General features: G+C 70.5%; 19 protein-coding genes. 9 read left to right on the top strand and 10 right to left on the bottom strand.

Annotated elements, in window-relative coordinates; all coding sequences use genetic code 11:
- The 3 genes from ACLL81_RS02835 to ACLL81_RS02825 all read left to right on the top strand — a co-directional run.
- Positions 1-1,026: IS1182 family transposase (locus ACLL81_RS02835; RefSeq protein WP_411286829.1), on the top strand; the 1,026-nt coding region annotated here is incomplete at its 5' end.
- Between the two features lie 455 nt (positions 1,027-1,481).
- Positions 1,482-2,537: an alpha/beta fold hydrolase gene (locus ACLL81_RS02830; RefSeq protein ID WP_411286828.1), complete on the top strand. Its 1,056-nt coding sequence runs from the start codon at positions 1,482-1,484 to the stop codon at positions 2,535-2,537.
- Between the two features lie 62 nt (positions 2,538-2,599).
- Positions 2,600-2,836 carry an aa3-type cytochrome c oxidase subunit IV gene (locus ACLL81_RS02825; RefSeq protein WP_411286827.1) on the top strand — a complete coding sequence of 79 codons (237 nt, stop codon included), beginning with the start codon at positions 2,600-2,602 and terminating at the stop codon, positions 2,834-2,836.
- Positions 2,837-2,840: 4 nt separating this feature from the next.
- Here ACLL81_RS02825 and ACLL81_RS02820 read toward each other — a convergent pair whose 3' ends face one another.
- Positions 2,841-4,202 (bottom strand): hypothetical protein, encoded by a 1,362-nt coding sequence (locus ACLL81_RS02820; RefSeq protein WP_411286826.1) that lies wholly within the window; start codon positions 4,200-4,202, stop codon positions 2,841-2,843.
- Between the two features lie 207 nt (positions 4,203-4,409).
- On the opposite strand from ACLL81_RS02820, the gene ACLL81_RS02815 reads away from it, so the two are divergent.
- The 6 genes from ACLL81_RS02815 to ACLL81_RS02790 all read left to right on the top strand — a co-directional run bounded on the left by ACLL81_RS02815 (position 4,410) and on the right by ACLL81_RS02790 (position 9,707).
- Positions 4,410-5,543, top strand: a complete 1,134-nt coding sequence (locus ACLL81_RS02815; protein ID WP_411286825.1) for a Re/Si-specific NAD(P)(+) transhydrogenase subunit alpha — start codon at positions 4,410-4,412, stop codon at positions 5,541-5,543.
- Between the two features lie 2 nt (positions 5,544-5,545).
- Positions 5,546-5,887, top strand: a complete 342-nt coding sequence (locus ACLL81_RS02810) for a proton-translocating transhydrogenase family protein (RefSeq protein WP_411286824.1) — start codon at positions 5,546-5,548, stop codon at positions 5,885-5,887.
- Complete coding sequence (locus tag ACLL81_RS02805) at positions 5,884-6,099, top strand: hypothetical protein (RefSeq protein ID WP_411286823.1); 216 nt, start codon at positions 5,884-5,886, stop codon at positions 6,097-6,099. Before ACLL81_RS02810 ends, ACLL81_RS02805 begins: the two co-directional genes overlap by 4 nt.
- The gene (locus tag ACLL81_RS02800) at positions 6,096-7,514 is read left to right on the top strand and encodes an NAD(P)(+) transhydrogenase (Re/Si-specific) subunit beta (RefSeq protein WP_411286822.1); all 1,419 of its coding nucleotides are present in this window, start codon (positions 6,096-6,098) and stop codon (positions 7,512-7,514) included. Before ACLL81_RS02805 ends, ACLL81_RS02800 begins: the two co-directional genes overlap by 4 nt.
- A 267-nt stretch (positions 7,515-7,781) precedes the next feature.
- Complete coding sequence (locus ACLL81_RS02795) at positions 7,782-8,648, top strand: M23 family metallopeptidase (protein WP_411286821.1); 867 nt, start codon at positions 7,782-7,784, stop codon at positions 8,646-8,648.
- A gap of 225 nt (positions 8,649-8,873) precedes the next feature.
- Positions 8,874-9,707, top strand: a complete 834-nt coding sequence (locus ACLL81_RS02790) for a CPBP family intramembrane glutamic endopeptidase (RefSeq protein ID WP_411286820.1) — start codon at positions 8,874-8,876, stop codon at positions 9,705-9,707.
- A 148-nt stretch (positions 9,708-9,855) separates the two neighbouring features.
- Here the strand turns inward: ACLL81_RS02790 and tilS are convergent, their stop codons facing one another.
- The 9 genes from tilS to ruvB all read right to left on the bottom strand — a co-directional run bounded on the left by tilS (position 9,856) and on the right by ruvB (position 17,496).
- Positions 9,856-11,142, bottom strand: coding sequence for a tRNA lysidine(34) synthetase TilS (gene tilS, locus ACLL81_RS02785; protein ID WP_411286819.1), 1,287 nt, complete (start codon positions 11,140-11,142; stop codon positions 9,856-9,858).
- Entirely contained in the window at positions 11,133-11,954 is an 822-nt protein-coding gene (gene ybgF, locus ACLL81_RS02780; protein ID WP_411286818.1) for a tol-pal system protein YbgF, read from the bottom strand. Before ybgF ends, tilS begins: the two co-directional genes overlap by 10 nt.
- Positions 11,955-11,966: 12 nt before the next feature.
- Positions 11,967-12,539, bottom strand: coding sequence for a peptidoglycan-associated lipoprotein Pal (gene pal, locus ACLL81_RS02775; RefSeq protein ID WP_411286817.1), 573 nt, complete (start codon positions 12,537-12,539; stop codon positions 11,967-11,969).
- A gap of 78 nt (positions 12,540-12,617) precedes the next feature.
- Complete coding sequence (tolB, locus tag ACLL81_RS02770; protein ID WP_411286831.1) at positions 12,618-13,913, bottom strand: Tol-Pal system beta propeller repeat protein TolB; 1,296 nt, start codon at positions 13,911-13,913, stop codon at positions 12,618-12,620.
- Positions 13,914-13,939: 26 nt separating this feature from the next.
- Entirely contained in the window at positions 13,940-14,767 is an 828-nt protein-coding gene (locus ACLL81_RS02765; protein WP_411286816.1) for an energy transducer TonB, read from the bottom strand.
- On the bottom strand, positions 14,764-15,255 hold the full coding sequence (locus ACLL81_RS02760) for an ExbD/TolR family protein (protein ID WP_411286815.1): 492 nt from the start codon (positions 15,253-15,255) through the stop codon (positions 14,764-14,766). The genes ACLL81_RS02765 and ACLL81_RS02760 overlap by 4 nt, the downstream gene beginning before the upstream one ends.
- A gap of 3 nt (positions 15,256-15,258) precedes the next feature.
- Positions 15,259-15,963 (bottom strand): protein TolQ, encoded by a 705-nt coding sequence (tolQ, locus tag ACLL81_RS02755; RefSeq protein ID WP_411286814.1) that lies wholly within the window; start codon positions 15,961-15,963, stop codon positions 15,259-15,261.
- Between the two features lie 58 nt (positions 15,964-16,021).
- Positions 16,022-16,471: a YbgC/FadM family acyl-CoA thioesterase gene (locus ACLL81_RS02750; protein ID WP_411286813.1), complete on the bottom strand. Its 450-nt coding sequence runs from the start codon at positions 16,469-16,471 to the stop codon at positions 16,022-16,024.
- The gene (gene ruvB, locus ACLL81_RS02745; protein ID WP_411286830.1) at positions 16,468-17,496 is read right to left on the bottom strand and encodes a Holliday junction branch migration DNA helicase RuvB; all 1,029 of its coding nucleotides are present in this window, start codon (positions 17,494-17,496) and stop codon (positions 16,468-16,470) included. Before ruvB ends, ACLL81_RS02750 begins: the two co-directional genes overlap by 4 nt.
- Between the last annotated feature and the right edge of the window lie 6 nt (positions 17,497-17,502).

The raw sequence follows: 17,502 nt of genomic DNA, 5'->3' as shown, positions 1-17,502 counted from the left end.
GTGGCGGCGATCGACGGCAGCAAGTTCAAGGCGGTGAACACCCGCGACAAGAACTTCACCCGCGCCTCGATCCAGCGGCGGATGGAGCAGGTGGAGGCCAGCATCGCCAGGTACATGGCCGCCCTTGAGACGGCTGATCGCCACGATGGCGAACAGGCCCAGACCAAGTCGGTGCGGCTGACGGAAAAGATCGCCGCATTGCGCGAGCAGATGAAGGACTTCCAGGCCCTCGAAGTCCAGGTGCATGCCGCGCCGGACCAGCAGATCTCGCTGACCGATCCGGACGCGCGCGCCATGGCGACCAACGGCAAGGGGACGGGGATGGTGGGCTACAACGTCCAGACCGCCGTCGACGCCAAGCATCACCTGATCGTCGCCCACGAGGTGACGAACGTGGGCAACGACCGCGCTCAGCTCGCGAACATGGGTGCCCAGGCCAGAGAGGCGATGGGCGTTGAGAGCCTCGATGTACTGGCCGACCGCGGCTACTTCTCCGGCGAGGAGGTGCTGGCCTGCGAGACCTTGGGCGTCATCCCCTACGTGCCCAAGCCGCTCACCTCAGGCGCCAAGGCCGACGGGCGCTTCGGCAAGCAGGACTTCGTCTACATCCCCGAACAGGACGTCTACCGCTGCCCGGCCGGGAGCCTGCTCCCGCACCACATGACGACGGTGGAAAAGGGCCTGACCCTGCACCGCTACTGGGACAGGGCGAGCTGCCAGGCCTGTCCGCTGAAGGCCCAATGCACACCGAGCGTCGAGCGCCGCGTTACCCGCTGGGAGCATGAGGCGGTGATCGAGGCAATGCAGGCCAGGCTCGAGCAACATCCCAAGGCTATGCGCATCCGCCGGGCCACCGTCGAACACCCCTTCGGCACGCTGAAGGCCTGGATGGGGGCGACGCACTTCAAGACCAAGAGGCTCCAGAACGTGCGAACGGAGATGAGCCTCCACGTCCTGGCCTACAATCTGAAGCGGGCGATCGCGATCCTGGGCGTCCAGCCCCTCATGGCGGCGATTAGGGCCTGAGGGGGACGCTCAACTCTTCGTCTCCAGACGTCTCATCCGATCGCTCGCCGAGATCAGCCGCAATTCCTCAATCCACCAAACAGCCCGGCCGGCGCGTTTCCACACAGCCTCCACCCAGGGCGGACATCCGCTGGGTCTGCTTAGCGAGCGCGCGTCAATGTCGACTGTTGGCGCCCGGCCGACTGCCTCAAGTCGCGGCGGCCGAAAGTCCTTTCTCAATCCGCTTTCTCAATCCTGGACAATGGGAAAGCGCCTGACTGATTTGGCTGCCGAATCCCAATTGAAATGTCGCGGATATTGGGAAGGCAGCCCTTGGTCGCGAAAGCAGCCTCTCCCTCGGCAATCAGTACGGCTTGCGACAATTCCTAAAGACGGCGACTGACAAATCCTAAGGGCGGTCCCACCAGCTGGGAGGAACCGCTTGCCATTTTTCAAACGCTTGTTAGTCACGGGCCATGTCCGATCAAGCTACCGGCGCGCCCGGCGGGGCCGCGAAAGAAACCTACGACGACCGCCCCTTCCATTCCGATCCCGCCGACCTGCCGCCGGAGGTGCGCGCCCCCCTGGCCGCCTTCAAGGGCGCCGAGCCCCCCGCGCCGCAGTGGTTCAAGGACGCCATCGCCCAGGCGCCGGAGCGGACCTTCGTGGAGTCCCTGGGGGCCAAGCTCGAACTGCTGACCTGGGGCGAGGTGGGCAAGCCGGGCCTGCTCCTGGTGCACGGCAACAGCGCCCACGCTGACTGGTGGAGCTTCATCGCGCCCTTCCTGGCCCAGGACTACCGGGTGGCCTCCATGTCCCTGGCCGGCATGGGCGCCTCGGACTGGCGCGAGACCTATTCCTTCCTCGACTTCGCCGAGGACGCCGAGGCCTGCGCGCGGGCCGCCGGGCTCTATGAGGGCGGCCGCAAGCCGGTCTACATCGGCCACTCCTTTGGCGGCGGCCAGGTGTTCTTCGCCGCCGCCCGCCACCCGGAGCGGATGCACGCCGCCATCCTGGTGGATACCGGCTTCGGCGGCCCGCCGCCGGAGGTGATCGCCGAGCGCGCGAAGCGGATGGCCGAGATCCGCAACATCCCCACCACCGACCGGCCCAGCCGGGTCTATCCGACCCTGGAGGCGGCGCTGGCCCGTTTCCGGCTGATGCCGCCGCAGCCGGCCGGCCACCCCTTCATCGCCGACTACATCGCCCGCCGCTCGCTCAAGCGGGCGCCCATGGAGGACGGCTCGGGCGAGGGCTGGACCTGGCGCTTCGACCCCAACATGTGGACCAAGCTCGACCGCGCCGGGATGATGCCGCCGCCGGATGGCGGGGCGAAGGTGACCACCCCCCTGGTGCATATCTTCGGCGCCCGGAGCCGGATCATGGACCGCAAGCGCAAGGGCATGCCCTCGCCCTTCCCGGCGGACATCATCGAGGTGGAGATCCCCGACGCCCACCACCACATCATGATCGACCAGCCCCTGGCCCTGGTGGCGGCGCTCCGCGCCTTGCTGGCCGCCTGGCCCGCTTGAGTGGCCCGCGCGCTTCGTGTAGCACCCGCTCCAGACCCGTATCCTTCGAGAGAGCGCTTCCGATGGCCGACCCGGCTTCCGACTACCACCGCGGCGCCATGGATATCCGCGAGCAGCAGGCCACCTTCCATCTGGTGATGGGCCTCACCAAGTGGGGCTCGCTCTACCTGGCCGCCGCGCTCTTCTGGCTGACCATTTGGTTCTGCACCGACATCGGCTTCCTGGGCGGCGCGGCCGCGGCGGTGGTGCTGGTCGTGCTGGGCACCCTCCTGCTGCGCGACCGCAAGACGGACCACTAAGGATTCAGCGCCGCGCCAGCGTCCGCCACAGCCGCCTGACCTGCGCCGTCGGCGGATCGACCGCCAGGTAGATGAGGCCGGTCATGGCGCTGAGATCCAGGAAATAGAGATAGCGGTAGTCGCAGGAGATCGCGATCGCCAGGAAGCTGGCCGCGAACGCCACCCCCGCCGCCAGCATCGCCACCATCACCAGGTCCGCGGGCTCGCGTCGGGTCAGCAGCAGCCCCGCCACCGCCAGCGCCACCACCAGATAGGCCAGGTGCGAATAGACCGGCGTCGGGAAGAATCGCTGCGCATAGGCGTAGGCGCGGGTGTCGCGCACATCCATCCGCCGCTGCATGCCCAGGGCCTGCAGCCGTTCCGGCGGGCCGTCGACGCCGACGTGCAGTGGCAGGCAGACGCTTAGGTTCGGCGGCATGAAGGCCCAGCCGAATACGCTCAGGCGGTGCCGCAGGTAGGCCTCCGGCTCGCTCATCACCAGCCCCGCCCAGGTCCGCTGCACCGCGGCGTCGTCCAGGCCCCACAGGTTGATGGTCAGGAGCTTGTCCACCCGCTCGGGGGAGTACTCCAGGGGCGCCTGACGGCGTACCAGGGCGGCCAGTTTCGGGTCGACGCGCTCGATCTCCGGCAGGGCGGCGTCGGGCTCCGCGGCCACCATCCCGGCGATGTCGTAGTGCTCCAGCACCCGCAGGCCCACCCGGGTGGCGTCGTCTGGGACGTCGTGGGCCCGCTCGATGGCCTTGGTGGCGAGCACGCCGGAGCCCAGCACCGCCACGAAGGCCACCGCCGCCCAACCGCTTCGCGCCGCCAGCCGCCCCCGGCCGTGGGTCACCACCACCATCGCGATCGCGGCCATCGCCACCGCCAGGGCGCCGTTCTGCCGGGTCAGCGCTGCGATGGCCAAGGCCACCAATGCCGCCGCCAGCGGGACCACGGCCCGCCGCGGCTCGTCGCGCCACTTGGCCGCGAAGGCCAGCGCCACGAAGCCCGCCACGGCCAGGTTGGCGAACGCCACGTCCTTCAGGACGCTGCCCTGGTAGATGAGCAGCAGGGGTGAGGCGGCCAGCGCCGCGGCTACAGGAACCGCCCACCAGCTCACCCGCCCGCGCAGCCGGCCGAGCGAAAGCAGTGATCCGTAGATCAGCCCGGCGCTCACCGTGACGAACAGGGCCGTCCCGGCCAGCACGGCGTCGAACCGGCCGAGCATCCACGACATGATCCGCGGATTGAACGAGGCGTAGATCCCCGAGCGGCCTTCCAGCAGCTGGATAACCGAATCGGTCTGCAGGTGGCCGGGCAGGCCGATGGCCAGCACCATCAGGTAGCCGGCGATGAGGATCAGGCCAAACGCCCGCTCGGCCTTCAAGCGCGACCGCCCGCGCCAGGTGTCTCAGTCCGCATGCCAGCCCCCGTCTCCGCCGTGCCGCCCGGCTGCGATGATGGCGCCGCTGGCGACGGAAGCGAAGGACCGGATTCGCCTTGCCGCGCCACCCCCGAGCGCGGCTTCTGGACAGACTCTCAAGGGCGCCCGTAAGGTCGCGCCACTTGCGCCAGCTCTGGGGGACTTCGCGGCATGGCCGTCATCGCCGTCACCAAGGAACGCCGCGCCGGAGAGACGCGCGTCGGCGCGGTCCCGGAGACGGTGAAAAAGCTGATCGGCCAGGGCTTCGCCGTCACCATCGAGGCGGGCGCGGGGCTGGCCGCCTCCTATCCCGACGCCGACTACGCCGCGGCCGGCGCCACGGTGGCCAGGACCCTCAAGGACACCCTGGCCAAGGCCGACATCCTCTTGAAGGTTCGCGGTCCCGAGGCCGACGAGATCGCCGCCCTGAAGGCCGGGACCATCGTGGTGGCCCTGCTCAACGCCTACAACGAGCGCCCCGCCCTGGACGCGCTCGCCAAGGCCGGCGCCGTGGCCTTCGCCATGGAGTTCGTGCCCCGGATCACCCGGGCCCAGGTGATGGACGCCCTGTCGTCGCAGGCCAATCTCGCCGGCTACCGCGCGGTGATCGAGGGCGCGGAGGCCTTCGGCAAGGCCATGCCGATGATGATGACCGCCGCCGGCACCGTGGCCGCGGCCAAGGTGTTCATCATGGGCGTCGGCGTCGCCGGCCTGCAGGCCATCGCCACGGCCCGGCGCCTGGGCGCGGTGGTCACCGCCACCGACGTGCGCCCGGCCACCAAGGAGCAGGTGGAGAGCCTCGGCGCCAAGTTCCTCGCCGTCGAGGACGAGGAGTTCAAGAACGCCCAGACCGCCGGCGGCTACGCCAAGGAGATGAGCCCGGAGTACCAGGCCAAGCAGGCCGAACTGGTCTCCAGCCACATCGCCAAGCAGGACATGGTGATCACCACCGCCCTGATCCCCGGACGGCCGGCCCCCAAGCTGGTGTCCGCCAGCCAGGTCGCCTCCATGCGCCCCGGCTCGGTGATCGTCGACCTGGCCATCGAGCAGGGCGGCAATGTGGAGGGCGCGAAGCTGGGCGAGGTGGCGGTCACCGCCAACGGCGTGAAGATCCTCGGCGTGCCGAACCTGCCGGGCCGCATCCCTGCCGACGCCTCGGCGCTCTATGCCCGCAACCTGATGGCCTTCGCGGGCCTCCTGCTCGACAAGGACGGCCAGTTCGCGCCGGACTACGAGGACGAGATCCTCAAGGCCGCCCTGGTCGCCCGGAGCGGCGCGGTCGTGCATCCGCAACTGAAAGCCTGATCATGGAAGCCGTCGACCCAACCGTCTTCCGCCTGGCGATCTTCGTCCTGGCGATCTTCGTGGGCTACTACGTGGTCTGGAGCGTCACTCCGGCCCTGCACACGCCGCTGATGGCGGTGACCAACGCCATCTCCTCGGTGATCATCGTCGGCGCCCTGCTGGCCGCCGCGGCCCATGGCGCCGACGGGGAGCTCACCCGCAACGTGCTGATCTCCAAGGGCGCCGGCGGGGTGGCCGCGGCCTTCGCCGCGGTGAACATCTTCGGCGGTTTCCTGGTCACCCAGCGGATGCTGGCCATGTACAAGAAGAAGGACCGCCCCGCGAAGGCGGAGGGGTCCACGTGAGCTCCGGCCACAGCCGCAACGCCGAGCTCTCCCGCGCCGCCTTGCTGGTGGCCGCCGGCGGCGTGCTGGTGGGCATGACCCAGCGGGTCCCCGGCCTGGCCGACGGCGTCTGGGGCCAGGTGCTGCTGGTGGCCGGCGCGGTGGTGATCATCTTCGGCCTGGTCGGCGCGATCCGCACCCTGATGAAGCGCCAGGGGGGCGCCGACCAATGAACGCCAATCTCGCGGCCATCGCCTACCTGATCTCCGGCGTCCTGTTCATCCTGGCCCTGCGCGGCCTGTCCTCGCCCACCTCCAGCCAGGCGGGCAACCGCAACGGCATGATCGGCATGGCCATCGCGGTCGCCACCACCCTGCTGACCCTCTGGGGCCAGGGCGTGCTCGACGCCCTGACGCTCGGCCTGATCGCCGGCGGCGTGGCCATCGGCGGGACCATCGGGGCGATCATCGCCCGGCGCGTGGCCATGACCTCCATGCCGCAGCTGGTGGCCGCCTTCCACAGCCTGGTGGGCATGGCCGCCTGCCTGGTGGCGGTGGCCGCCATCCACACGCCCCAGGCCTATGGCATCGCCGATGCGGCCGGCGTGGTGCACCTCAGTTCGCTGATCGAGCTGTCCCTGGGCCTGGCCATCGGCGCCGTCACCTTCACCGGCTCGGTGATCGCCTTCGCCAAGCTCAACGGCAACATGAGCGGCGCGCCCATCCTGCTGCCCGCCCGCCACCTGCTGAATATTGCCCTCGCCGTTGGCATCGTCGCCCTGGCGGTGGTGCTGGTGATGAGCGGCGGCGCCGCGCTCTGGGCCTTCTGGGGAATCTTCGCCCTGGCCCTGGTGATCGGCGTCACCCTGATCATCCCCATCGGCGGCGCCGACATGCCGGTGGTGGTCTCCATGCTGAACAGCTACTCGGGATGGGCGGCGGCAGCCCTGGGCTTCACGCTCGAGAACACCACCCTGATCATCACCGGGGCGCTCGTGGGCTCCTCCGGCGCGATCCTCAGCTACATCATGTGCCGGGCGATGAACCGCAGCTTCATATCGGTGATCCTGGGGGGCTTCGGGGCCGACGACAGCGCCGCCGGCGCGGCCGGCCAGATCGAGACCCGGCCGGTGAAGCAGGGCTCGGCGGAAGACGCGGCCTTCATCTTGAAGAACGCGAGCAAGGTGATCATCGTCCCCGGCTATGGCATGGCGGTGAGCCAGGCCCAGCATGCCCTGCGGGAGATGGCCGACCGCCTGAAGGCAGAAGGCGTGGAGGTGAAGTACGCCATCCACCCGGTGGCCGGCCGCATGCCCGGCCACATGAACGTGCTGCTGGCCGAGGCCAACGTCCCCTACGACGAGGTGTTTGAGCTGGAGGACATCAACGCGGAGTTCTCCACCGCCGACGTGGCCTTCGTCATCGGGGCCAACGACGTGACCAACCCGGCGGCCAAGACCGACAAGACCTCGGCCATCTACGGCATGCCGATTCTGGACGTCGAGAAGGCCCGCACCGTGCTGTTCGTGAAGCGCGGCATGAGCTCGGGCTATGCGGGCGTGGAGAACGAGCTGTTCTTCCGCGACAACACCATGATGCTGTTCGCCGACGCCAAGAAGATGGTCGAGGGCATCATCAAAGGCCTGTGATCAGCCGCCGGCGGGGGCGGGCTCGGCGGTGAACAAGATCCGCCGCGATTCCCCTGCAGTTCTGGCCCCCGCCAGCCTTACAGTAGAGCTCACCTGAATATGCGCCAGAAGAGCGCTGGGCGAACAATGGTGGCCACTCGCCTAGTTTTCGCCTAGAAGGCCCGGCAATTAACCGTCCGGTGATGGGCGGAGTTCGCCGAAGCGCGGTCGTCTCACCCACGACGAACCGTAGTTAAGCTCGGCAGTGCTGGGAGATATCTTGCTTTGATGGAACTGAACCTGGCCCGCAGCGGGCGCGCCCCGCATTGGATCATGGACGCTGTCCTCGGCGGCTTCGTCGCCCTGGGCGCCATCACCATGGCGCACGCCGCCCTGCCGGACAAAATCGCCGTGGTCAGCGCCCCTGCGCCGGCGGTCAGCCTCGCCCTGGCGGCGTTCCCGGCCGCTCCCCAGGAACCCGCTGCCCTGATCAGCTTCCAGCAGCCCGTGCCGGGCCGCGACATCGTCTCGCCCTTCGGCCTGCGGCAGATGCCCTGGGAAGCCCACGGTCGCCTGCACGCCGGCGTCGACATCTCCGCCCACGCGGGCGAGCTGATCCTGGCGGTGGCCGACGGGGTGGTGGTCGAGACCGGCCAGAATTCCTCCTACGGCCGCTTTGTGGAGGTCCGTCACGCGGAAGGCCTCTCCAGCTTCTACGCCCACATGGGCGCGGTGGGCGCCGGCGTCGCGCTTGGCGCGGCCCTTAAGGCGGGCGACAGCATAGGCCGCATCGGCTCCACCGGCACGTCCACCGGCCCGCACCTGCACCTGGAAATCCGCGACCAGCGCGACCGGCCGCTGAACCCCAGCCTGTTCCTCGGCCGCGCCTTCGCCGAGGCCGACGACCTGCCCCTCCAGGCCGCCTCGCGGGTGCCCCGGCGGGTGCGTGTGGCCCACGTCTCGAGCATCCCGGAAAGCAAGCGCGCGCTGATGGAGGCGAAGCTGCAACTCAAGACCGGAAAAGCGATCCTCGCGGACTCCGCGCCGGTGCTCGGCGCCCAGGCCCGCGCCGAGGAAGCCGCCCAGCAGATCGACGGCCTCGACACCGTCAGCGTCACCCCCGACGGCCGCGCCCGGGCCCGGCTGACGCTTTAGGTCGTGTCCTCATAAGGCCTCGCTGGAATCCGCTTCCTGTCGCCACGTAAATGACTGTTCCCGACCCGTATCGGACGTTGGGAAAGTCCGCTTCGGAGCCACGTTCCAGAGTGTGGTTATCAACTCACTTGCCTGAAGTTCCAGGTGAGAGATGCCCTGCAGCACAGCCGTCTCGACGTGTTAGACCAGCGCGTGCGGTCCTCCGCGCTCTCTATGAGGCCGGTCGTGGCTGCGCTTGATGGTACGGAATCCCGAGCCGCGCTCAGTCATCCGCGAAGGATGCGAGACGTCTTCGCGTTCTTTGGATTGACCCTTCTGCTGACGACGCCGTTTTACGCAATCAGCGCGGCCAGCGGGATACAACTCATGCCGGGCCTGCCGGTAGCCGCCCTAGCCGTGACCTGTCCTGCCGCGGCCGCGCTCTTCCTATCGTGGCGGCGTGGCGGCATGGCTGCCGCGTTGATGTTGCTGAAGCAGACTCTCGATTTCGGCCGGATCAAGCCAAGGGCCTGGTGGCTGCCGATCCTCTTTTTCTTACCCGCCGTTAGCGCAGCCTCTTTCCTAATCTTGCGATGCAATGGATCCGGCATCCCCGATCCAAGGATCAACATCTTCACCGTCATGGCGTTGTTCGCAGTCTTCCTGGTCGCTGCATTGAGCGAGGAACTAGGCTGGACAGGGTTCGCTCTCGATCCGCTTCAGGAACGCCTGGGCGCGCTTCCCGCGGCGTTGCTGATCGGCGGGGTCTCGGCAGTCTGGCACTACCCTGCGCTCCTGGACGCTCATCGATCAGTGGGCTGGATCGCTTGGTGGACGCTCGGCACGCTGGCCCTGCGACTGCTTATGGTCTGGCTGTTCAACAAGACTGGCGGCAGCGTATTCGCGGTCGCGATGGTACATGCCGTCAGTAATCTTTGCTGGCAGCTTTTCCCTATCCAGGGCTCCTGGTTTGACCCCCGGCTCAACGGTCTGATCATGGGCGCCGTGGCCCTGGTCGTGATCCTGCCGTTGAGCCATCAGAGGGGCAGGCGCCTGCCGCGCGCCAAGGCATCTAATTGACTGCCCGTCGTGCGCCACCTCACCAGGATAGGTCAGCCTTGATCGCGACGCTGCACGGGAGCCAACGTCCGGTCCCCACCCAATTCAGACCTTGCGGAGGTCGCCTCGGCGACCTCGTCCGCACCGCGGCTCTTTATGAGGCCACGACCTAGACCAACTCCCGCGTCACCAGGCCACAGGCGGCGCGCAGGCGCTTGGCGACCAGGGATTTCACCTTGACGCCGGCCATCGGCGCCAGGACGGGGCAGCTCACCGTCCCCTCCGCGTCGATGATCGCCGGCAGGGCGCCGCGGGCCCGGGCCGGCACGGCGTTCAGCGCCTGCCGCTGGTCGCCGGGCAGGCGCGCCGCGCAGCCCGCCAGCCGGCGGACCACCAGGCCCGCTTGGCGGGCCTTCAGCCGATAGCGCCCGTCCCAGATCACCGGCTCACCCACCGGCAGCACCACCTGCGCCAGCCCGCCGCGGCGCGCCTCGCCGGGCTCGCGGCTGATGCGGATGGTCATGGGGTCGGCCTCGACCCGGGCGCCCGCCAGGGAGGCGGCGACGGCCTCTCCACCGCGGATCTGCGCGGCCAGACGCGCCACCCGGGCGCCGGCCGGGCGCCGCTCGCCGCCGCCGGCGCAGACGCAGGCGATCGCCAGGACACGGTCGGCCTCGCCGCCGGGCGCATCCCGGAAAGCCTGGCGCGACAGGCTCAGCACGCCCGCGTCCTCGGTGATCGTCTCGCCTAGGCCGAGGACGGCCGGCTCGTCCGGGGTGACGCGACCGGGCGCGCCGCTGGTGACCGCGCGCGCCCTCACCCGGGCGTAGCGGGGGTCGGCGTTGGCGGGGTCCTCGATCCAGCTCTCGCCGCGCATCCGCAGCCAGCGGCGCAGGTCCTCCCGGCGCAGTCCCAGCAGCGGGCGCAGCACGAACAGGCCGCGGCCCTGCGGCCACACCGGCGAGGGCGCCCAGTCCCGGGGCTCCGGCGTGGTCGCGCCGGCTGCGCGCATGGCGCGGGCCTCCAACACGTCGTCAGCGGTGTGGCCCATCAGGATGACCCGGGCGCCCAGGCTGCGCGCCGCCTCGGCGATCAGCCGATGGCGGGCGGCGCGGGCGGCGGCGGGCAGGCCGGTGGCGGGCTTGGGCCCCAGCCAGGCCAGGCGCTCGAACCCCACGTCCAGCCGCGCGGCCGTGGCCGCGCAGGCCGCGGTCCAGGCCGGGCTCTGCGGGTTCAGCCCATGATCGACGGTGACCGCCACCACCTCGCGGCCGGCGCGGCGCGCCCAGCCCTGGGCGATCAGCAGCAGGGCCAGGGAATCCCCGCCGCCGGAGAAAGCCACCATCACAGGGCGCTTGCCGGAGCTCAGCAGACGGCGGTCCAGGGCCTCGCGGGCGCAATCGCCGGCGTCCCGCAGGACGGGTGTGGCGGCGTCGTCGGCTGCGTCTAGGCGCATTTGGCCTGGGTGCGGGCGGCTGCCGCACGGCTGGCGACGGTGGCCGGCGGCTTGGGATAGCGGCGGCCGAGTTCGGCGAGGGTCTGGCAGGCGTCGGCGGGCTTCTTCAGCGCCACCAGGGACCGGGCCAGTTCGACCACGGCGTCGGGCGCCCAGGTGGTCTGCGGCCAGCCGCGGATCGCGCCGATATAGGCGGTGGCGGCGCTGGCGTGGGCGCCGCGCACCGTCAGGGTCTTGCCCCACCAGTAGCGGGCCTCCGGGGTGCGGGCGGCGTCGGGATAGGCCTCCACGAAGCCGGCGAAGGCGTTCTCCGCGGCGTCGTAGTCCCCCGAAAGCATCAGCTTGCGCGCCGTGCCGAAGGCGTCCGCGGCGCTGGCTGCTGGCGCGGCCTCCACCGGCGGTTCGGGCGGCGGTGGCGGCTCGGCCAGCTTCACCTCCGCGGCGGCCAGCCGGTCGGCCATGGCCTTCACCTGGGCTTGCAGGGCGGTGCTCTCCCGCTTGGCTACGTCCAGCTCGTGGGTGGCGGTCTCCAGCGAGCCGTTCAGCCGGCGTAGCGTCTGCTCCAGGTCGCCGATACGGCTGGCCAGGTCCTGCATCCGCGCGTCGGTGTCGGCGGGCTGGACCACCACCGGGACGCCCTTGTCGCGCCCCTGGAAGACGATGGCGCGCAGCTCGCGGACCACCTTCTCCATGCGCTCCACCCGGCGCCCATCGCGGGCGTCCAGCGGATCGTCCATGGGCGTCTGCGACGCCGCCGGGGCGGCGGCGAGCAGGACGGCCAGGGCCAGCGCGGGCAGGGCGAAACGGGACATCCGGGCTGCGGCCTAGCGGGCGCCGCCGACGATGGCGGTCCGCGCATTGCGGTTGCGGGCGTGGGCCTCGTCGCTGGCGCCCGTGTCGATGGGCTGTTCCTTGCCGAAAGAGACGGTGGAGATGCGGTCGCCGGTCACCCCGCGGCCGGCCAGGTAGTCGCGCACCGCATTGGCGCGGCGGGCGCCCAGCGCCAGGTTGTACTCCCGGGTGCCGAGCTCATCGGCGTTGCCCTCGATGCGCAGGCTGACGGCCGGATAGCGGCGCAGCCAGGCGGCCTGGGCGTCCAGCAGCGGGGTGGCGTCGGCGCGGACCTCGTACTGGTCGAAGTCGAAGAAGACCCGGTCGCCCACATTGACCACGAAGTCCTGCTGCGAGCCGGGCAGGGCGCCCAGGGCTGCGCCGCTCACCGGCGGTGGGGCCTGGCCGCGGGTGTTCGGCGCGACCGGCGCGGTGGATCCCGCCCCCGCCCCCGGCGCGGTCGGGAAGCTGGGCTTCGGTCGCGACGAGCAGGCGGCCATCGACACGGCCGCCGTCGCCACCAGGGCGAGGCGAAGGGCGGTGCGGCTATTGCGGCTGGCGGCCATGAAAGAGGTCTCCTCGGGTGTTTCGGCGCGTCTCGGCGCAGTTGGGCAGGGTCTATCGGGCGGCAATGCGGCGCAAGCCTAGTTCAGCAGCGGCGACCAGGCGGGGTCGGAGCCGGCGCCGGGGTAGGGCATCGGCTGCAGGACCCGGCCGGTGACGTCGACGCTCCACAGCTTCGGCGTGCCGCCGGAGGCCTCGCGGGAGAACATCAGCACCCGGCCGTTGGGCGCCCAGGTGGGACCCTCGTCCAGGTAACTGGAGGTGAGGATCCGCTCGTCGGTGCCGTCAGGCTTCATGACGCCGATGTGGAACTGGCCGCCGGACTGCTTGGTGAAGGCGATGAACTCGCCGGTGGGGCTCCACACCGGGGTGGTGTAGCGGCCGCCGCCGAAAGTGATCCGCCGCGGGCTCGCCCCGTCGGCGCCCATCACATATAGCTGCGGCGAGCCGGACCGGTCGGAGTTGAACACGATCCGGTTCCCGTCCGGCGAGAACGAGGCCGAGGTGTCGATGGAGGGGTCGGCGGTGAGCCGGGCCGAGGTGCGGTTCTTCAGGTCCATGACGAAGATGTCGCTGTTCCCCCCGCGCTCCACGGAAAACGCCACACGCCCGCCATCGGGGGAGAAGCGCGGGGCGAACACCATGCCCTTGAAGTCGCCCAGGCTCTCCCGGCGACCGGTCTCCAGGTTGAACAGGTAGATCGACGAGCCCTCGGGCCGCAGCGCCATGTAGGTGATCTCCTGGCTGGTGGAGGAGAACCGGGGCGTCATGACGATGTAGGAGCCGTCGGTCAGGTAGCTGGGGTTGGCGCCATCCTGGTCCATGATCGCCAGGCGTTTGGTCCGCTTGGCGCGGCTGCCGCTCTCGGCGACAAACACCACGCGGGTGTCGAAATAACCCTTCTCGCCGGTCAGCCGCTCATAGACCGCGTCAGAGATCTTGTGCGCCACGCGCCGCCAGTTTTCCGGGCTGGAGGTGAACTGCAGGCCCAGCAGCTGCTGTTCGGCGAACACGTCCCACAGGCGGAAATCCACCCGCAGGCGCCCGGCCTCCACGGTCACCTGGCCGTTGACCAGGGCCTGGGCGTTGATCTGCTTCCAGTCGGCGAAACGCGGCTGCACCGCGGCGTTCAGGTCGCGCTCGATGAAGCTGGCGGGGTCCAGGGGCCGAAACAGGCCCGAGCGCTGCAGGTTGGCGGCGATGACGTTGGCGATCTCCGCGCCCACCGCGGCGCCGCCCATGGCCGGAGTGGCGATCGGCAGGGGCTGGACGTCGCCTCTGTTGACGTTGACCTCAATCTCCGCGCGGGCGGGCGCTGCGGCCAGGCTCGCGCCCGCCATCAGCGCCAGGGCGAGCAGCAGGGACTTCAGCGGCATGGACGGGCTCCAGACTTTGGTCGTGATCATGTGGCGCAGGCCTCCCGCGCGTTGAAGTTTACGCCGATGCGGTCGCCGTAGAACTCTTTGGGCAGGGTGCGGAACGGCGAGGCGGCATAGACGGCGCGCACGGCCCGCTCGGCCGCCGCCTGGCTGACCGAGGTCTGGGCGCCGCGGATCTGCGAGGTGACGTCGCCGACCACCTGCCCGCCGGCGCCCAGGGTGAAGCTGACGCGGACAGCCACGTCGCGACCGCCCTCCACTTCGCAGTTGGGGTTCCAGCGGCGTTGCAACTCTTCGGCGAGGCCTGACAGCGCCAGGCCGGAGAGCCCCGCGCCGGTGGTGTTGCGGGCCACCGTGGCGGTCTCCGGCCGGGCCGGGCCCTTGGCGGCGGACGACGGCCGCGCGCTGGCCGGGCGGGCGGCTTTCGACAGGCTGGCGGCCAGGGCGTCGAGGTCCAGGCCCTTCTCGGCGGCCTTCGGCGCAGGCTTGGCGGGGGCGGCCTTGGCCAGGGGGGTGGCGGCTTTGGGGACTGGCGTCGGCGTGGGCTTGGGCGGCGCGGCCTTGGCGGCCGGGGGCGTTGGCGCGGGGGGCTGGGGGGTCGGTTCCGGCGCCGGCGGGGCGGACTTAGGGGCTGCGTCGGGGACCGGCTGCTCGGTGAGGGCGGGCGCCTCTTGCTCCGCCTGGACGGCGGGGCGGACGTCGGTGTCGGGGGCGTTGGCGACGATGGTCACCGGCACCACCGAGCCCACCTTCAGGTCGCGGGTCTCCCAGGAGACGGCCAGGATGGCGATGACCCCGGCGTGCAGCGCCAGCGAGCCCAGCATGGCCGGGGTGACATCGGCGCGTCTCACGGCCCGGCGGCCTCCGGCTTGCCGCCCGAGGACGGACCGCCCGTATCGGTGATCAGGTTGATGGCGGTGAAGCCTGAGGTCGACAGGGACGCCATCACCCTTGCCACCACCTCATAGGAGGCGCGGCCGTCGGCGCGCACATAGATCGGCTTGGGCTCGCCGTCGGCCATGGCCTGCAGGCGCGGCGCCAGGCTGGAAAAGGCGATCGGGTCTTCCTGGACGTAGATCGACCCGTCCGCGCGGATCGAGACGGTCAGCGGCTCCGGCTGGTCCTGCATGGCGCCGGCCTCGGTCTTGGGCAGTTCCACCGGCACGCCGGCGGTGAGCAGCGGCGCGGAGATCATGAACACGATGAGCAGCACCAGCATGACGTCCACCAGCGGGGTGACGTTGATCTCCGACAGCGCGCCGCGCCGGCCACGGCCATAGCGGCGCCGCCTGCGCGACCCGCCGCCCGCGGCGAAGGCGTCGTTGGCGGACAGCGCCACGGCCTAACCCCGCTCCGCCAGGCGGCGCTGGATGGCGGTGGAGAGGTCGTCGGCGAAGCCTTCCAGCCGGCCGGTGTACTTGCCCGCCGCGGTGGAGAAGGCGTTGAAGGCGATATAGGCCGGGATCGCGGCCACCAGGCCGATGGCGGTGGCGAACAGCGCCTCGGCGATCGACGGCGCGACGATGGCCAGCGAGGTGTTCTTCTGGATGGCGATCGCCTGGAAGGCCTGCATGATCCCCCAGACGGTGCCGAACAGGCCGACGAACGGCGAGGCGGTGGCGACGATGGCCAGCGCCCCCAGGCCCTCTTCGACGCGGGCGCTCTCGCGGGCGATGGTGGTGTCCAGCACCCGGTCGATCCGCTGGATCAGGAAGGCGGCCTGGCTGTCGGTGGCCTGGCCCTTGGCGCGGGCCTCGCGCCATTCGCGCAATGCGCCCTGCAGCATCCGCGGCAGGGCATGGCGGGGGCGCTCGCCGGCGTCGGCGGCGACGTCCTCCAGGCTGCGGCCGGAGGCCACAGCGTCCTCGAAGCGGTCGGCCTGGCGGTTCAGGGCGGCGAAGCGGAAGGTCTTGTCGAGAATGATCGCCCAGGAGGCCAGGGAGGCGACGCCCAGGCCGACCATGACCAGCTTCACCACCCAGTCGGCGCGCAGGAACAGGGTCAGGAAGTTGAAGCTCTCGGGCGTGATGGCGGCGGCCGGGTCCATGGGTGTCGCGCGAGCTCCGTAGTCTTGCGGTCGTGCTTGGGGCGGGGTGGTGGCGATCTTATGGCGGCGGGGCGAACAGCGGCGCCAGTGCGGCGACCAGTCCCGGCGGTGGTTTCTTCGGTCGGCCCTTCAGGTCGATGCAGGCGGCCTCGACCTCGGCGGTGGCGATCAGGTCCTCGCCGCGAAGGATGCGCTGGGTGATGTAGAGGCGCGGGCCCCTCACCCGGTCATAGGTGGTCCTGACCATGAGTGCGTCGTCGATCCGCGCGGCGCGGCGGAAGTCCACGCAGATGCGGGTGATGGTGAAGGCGGCCGGCTCCGGCAGCTCCAGGAGCGCTGCGTGGCTGACGCCGGCCAGCCTCAGGAAATCGCTCCGCCCCCGCTCGAAATAGCGCAGGTAGTTGCCGTGATAGACCACCCCGGTGAAGTCCGTGTCCTCATAGTAGATGCGCACCGGTAGCAGGTGCTCGCGGCCTTCCAGCCAGCCGGCGGAGGGCTCGGCGGTCATTTATCGAACAGATCTGAGGGCGGTAGGACGGAGGCCTTCGGCGCCGCCAGCCCCAGGTGCTCATAGGCCTTGGAACAGGCCATCCGGCCGCGCGGCGTGCGCTGGATGAAGCCCTGCTGCAGCAGGAACGGCTCGATGACGTCCTCCACCGCGTCGCGGGCCTCGGCGATGGCGTAGGCCAGGGTCTCCACCCCGGCGGGGCCGCCGGCGTAGTTGTCGATCAGGGCGCGGAGATATCGGCGGTCGAGGGCGTCGAGGCCCTTCTCGTCCACATCCAGGCGGGCGAGCGCCGAGGCCGCGGCCTTCTGGTCGATGATCGTGTGGCCGTCGGCGGCGGCGAAGTCGCGCACCCGGCGCAGCAGGCGTCCGGCCACCCTGGGCGTGCCCCGGGCGCGGGCGGCGATCTCCGCGGCCCCGTCGGGGCTGAGCGACAGGCCCATCTTCACCGCGGCCCCGGCCAGCACCTGTCGCAACTCGGCGTGGGTGTAGAACTCCAGGCGCAGCGGGATGCCGAACCGGTCGCGCAGCGGCGTCGCCAGGAGCCCCGCCCGGGTGGTCGCCGCCACCAGGGTGAAGGGCGCCAGGTCGATGCGGATCGCGCGCGCCGACGGCCCGTCGCCGATGATCAGGTCGAGGACGTGGTCCTCCATGGCCGGATAGAGGATCTCCTCGACGTTGGCCGGCAGCCGGTGGATCTCGTCGATGAACAGGACGTCGTTGGGCTCGAGGTTGGTGAGGATGGCGGCCAGGTCGCCGGCCTTGGCCAGCACCGGGCCGGAGGTGGCGCGGAAATTGACCCCCAGCTCGCGGGCGATGATCTGGGCCAGGGTGGTCTTGCCCAGGCCCGGCGGGCCGAACAGCAGCACGTGATCCAGGGCCTCGTTGCGGGCCCTGGCCGCCTCGATGAACACCGAGAGATTGCCCTTTGCCTGCTCCTGGCCGACGAATTCGGAGAGCGTCTGGGGCCGAAGCGCCTTGTCGTGGCTCTCGAGGGGGACTTCCTCGCCGGAGACCAGGCGGGTCATCGGCCG

This window comes from Phenylobacterium sp. (genome assembly GCF_046590535.1).
GTDB lineage: Bacteria > Pseudomonadota > Alphaproteobacteria > Caulobacterales > Caulobacteraceae > Phenylobacterium.
Note: the sequence above shows the minus strand (reverse complement) of the source record. Positions and strands in the feature narration are given on the sequence as shown.

Coding starts and splice junctions, on each gene's coding strand:
- ybgF (WP_411286818.1), bottom strand. CDS start 11,954: ATGTCCCGTTTCGCCCTGCCCGCGCTGGCCCTGGCCGTCCTGCTCGCC.
- ACLL81_RS02795 (WP_411286821.1), top strand. CDS start 7,782: ATGGAACTGAACCTGGCCCGCAGCGGGCGCGCCCCGCATTGGATCATG.
- ACLL81_RS02810 (WP_411286824.1), top strand. CDS start 5,546: ATGGAAGCCGTCGACCCAACCGTCTTCCGCCTGGCGATCTTCGTCCTG.
- ACLL81_RS02825 (WP_411286827.1), top strand. CDS start 2,600: ATGGCCGACCCGGCTTCCGACTACCACCGCGGCGCCATGGATATCCGC.
- pal (WP_411286817.1), bottom strand. CDS start 12,539: ATGGCCGCCAGCCGCAATAGCCGCACCGCCCTTCGCCTCGCCCTGGTG.
- ACLL81_RS02830 (WP_411286828.1), top strand. CDS start 1,482: ATGTCCGATCAAGCTACCGGCGCGCCCGGCGGGGCCGCGAAAGAAACC.
- tolQ (WP_411286814.1), bottom strand. CDS start 15,963: ATGGACCCGGCCGCCGCCATCACGCCCGAGAGCTTCAACTTCCTGACC.
- ACLL81_RS02800 (WP_411286822.1), top strand. CDS start 6,096: ATGAACGCCAATCTCGCGGCCATCGCCTACCTGATCTCCGGCGTCCTG.
- tolB (WP_411286831.1), bottom strand. CDS start 13,913: ATGCCGCTGAAGTCCCTGCTGCTCGCCCTGGCGCTGATGGCGGGCGCG.
- tilS (WP_411286819.1), bottom strand. CDS start 11,142: ATGCGCCTAGACGCAGCCGACGACGCCGCCACACCCGTCCTGCGGGAC.
- ACLL81_RS02815 (WP_411286825.1), top strand. CDS start 4,410: ATGGCCGTCATCGCCGTCACCAAGGAACGCCGCGCCGGAGAGACGCGC.
- ruvB (WP_411286830.1), bottom strand. CDS start 17,496: ATGACCCGCCTGGTCTCCGGCGAGGAAGTCCCCCTCGAGAGCCACGAC.
- ACLL81_RS02750 (WP_411286813.1), bottom strand. CDS start 16,471: ATGACCGCCGAGCCCTCCGCCGGCTGGCTGGAAGGCCGCGAGCACCTG.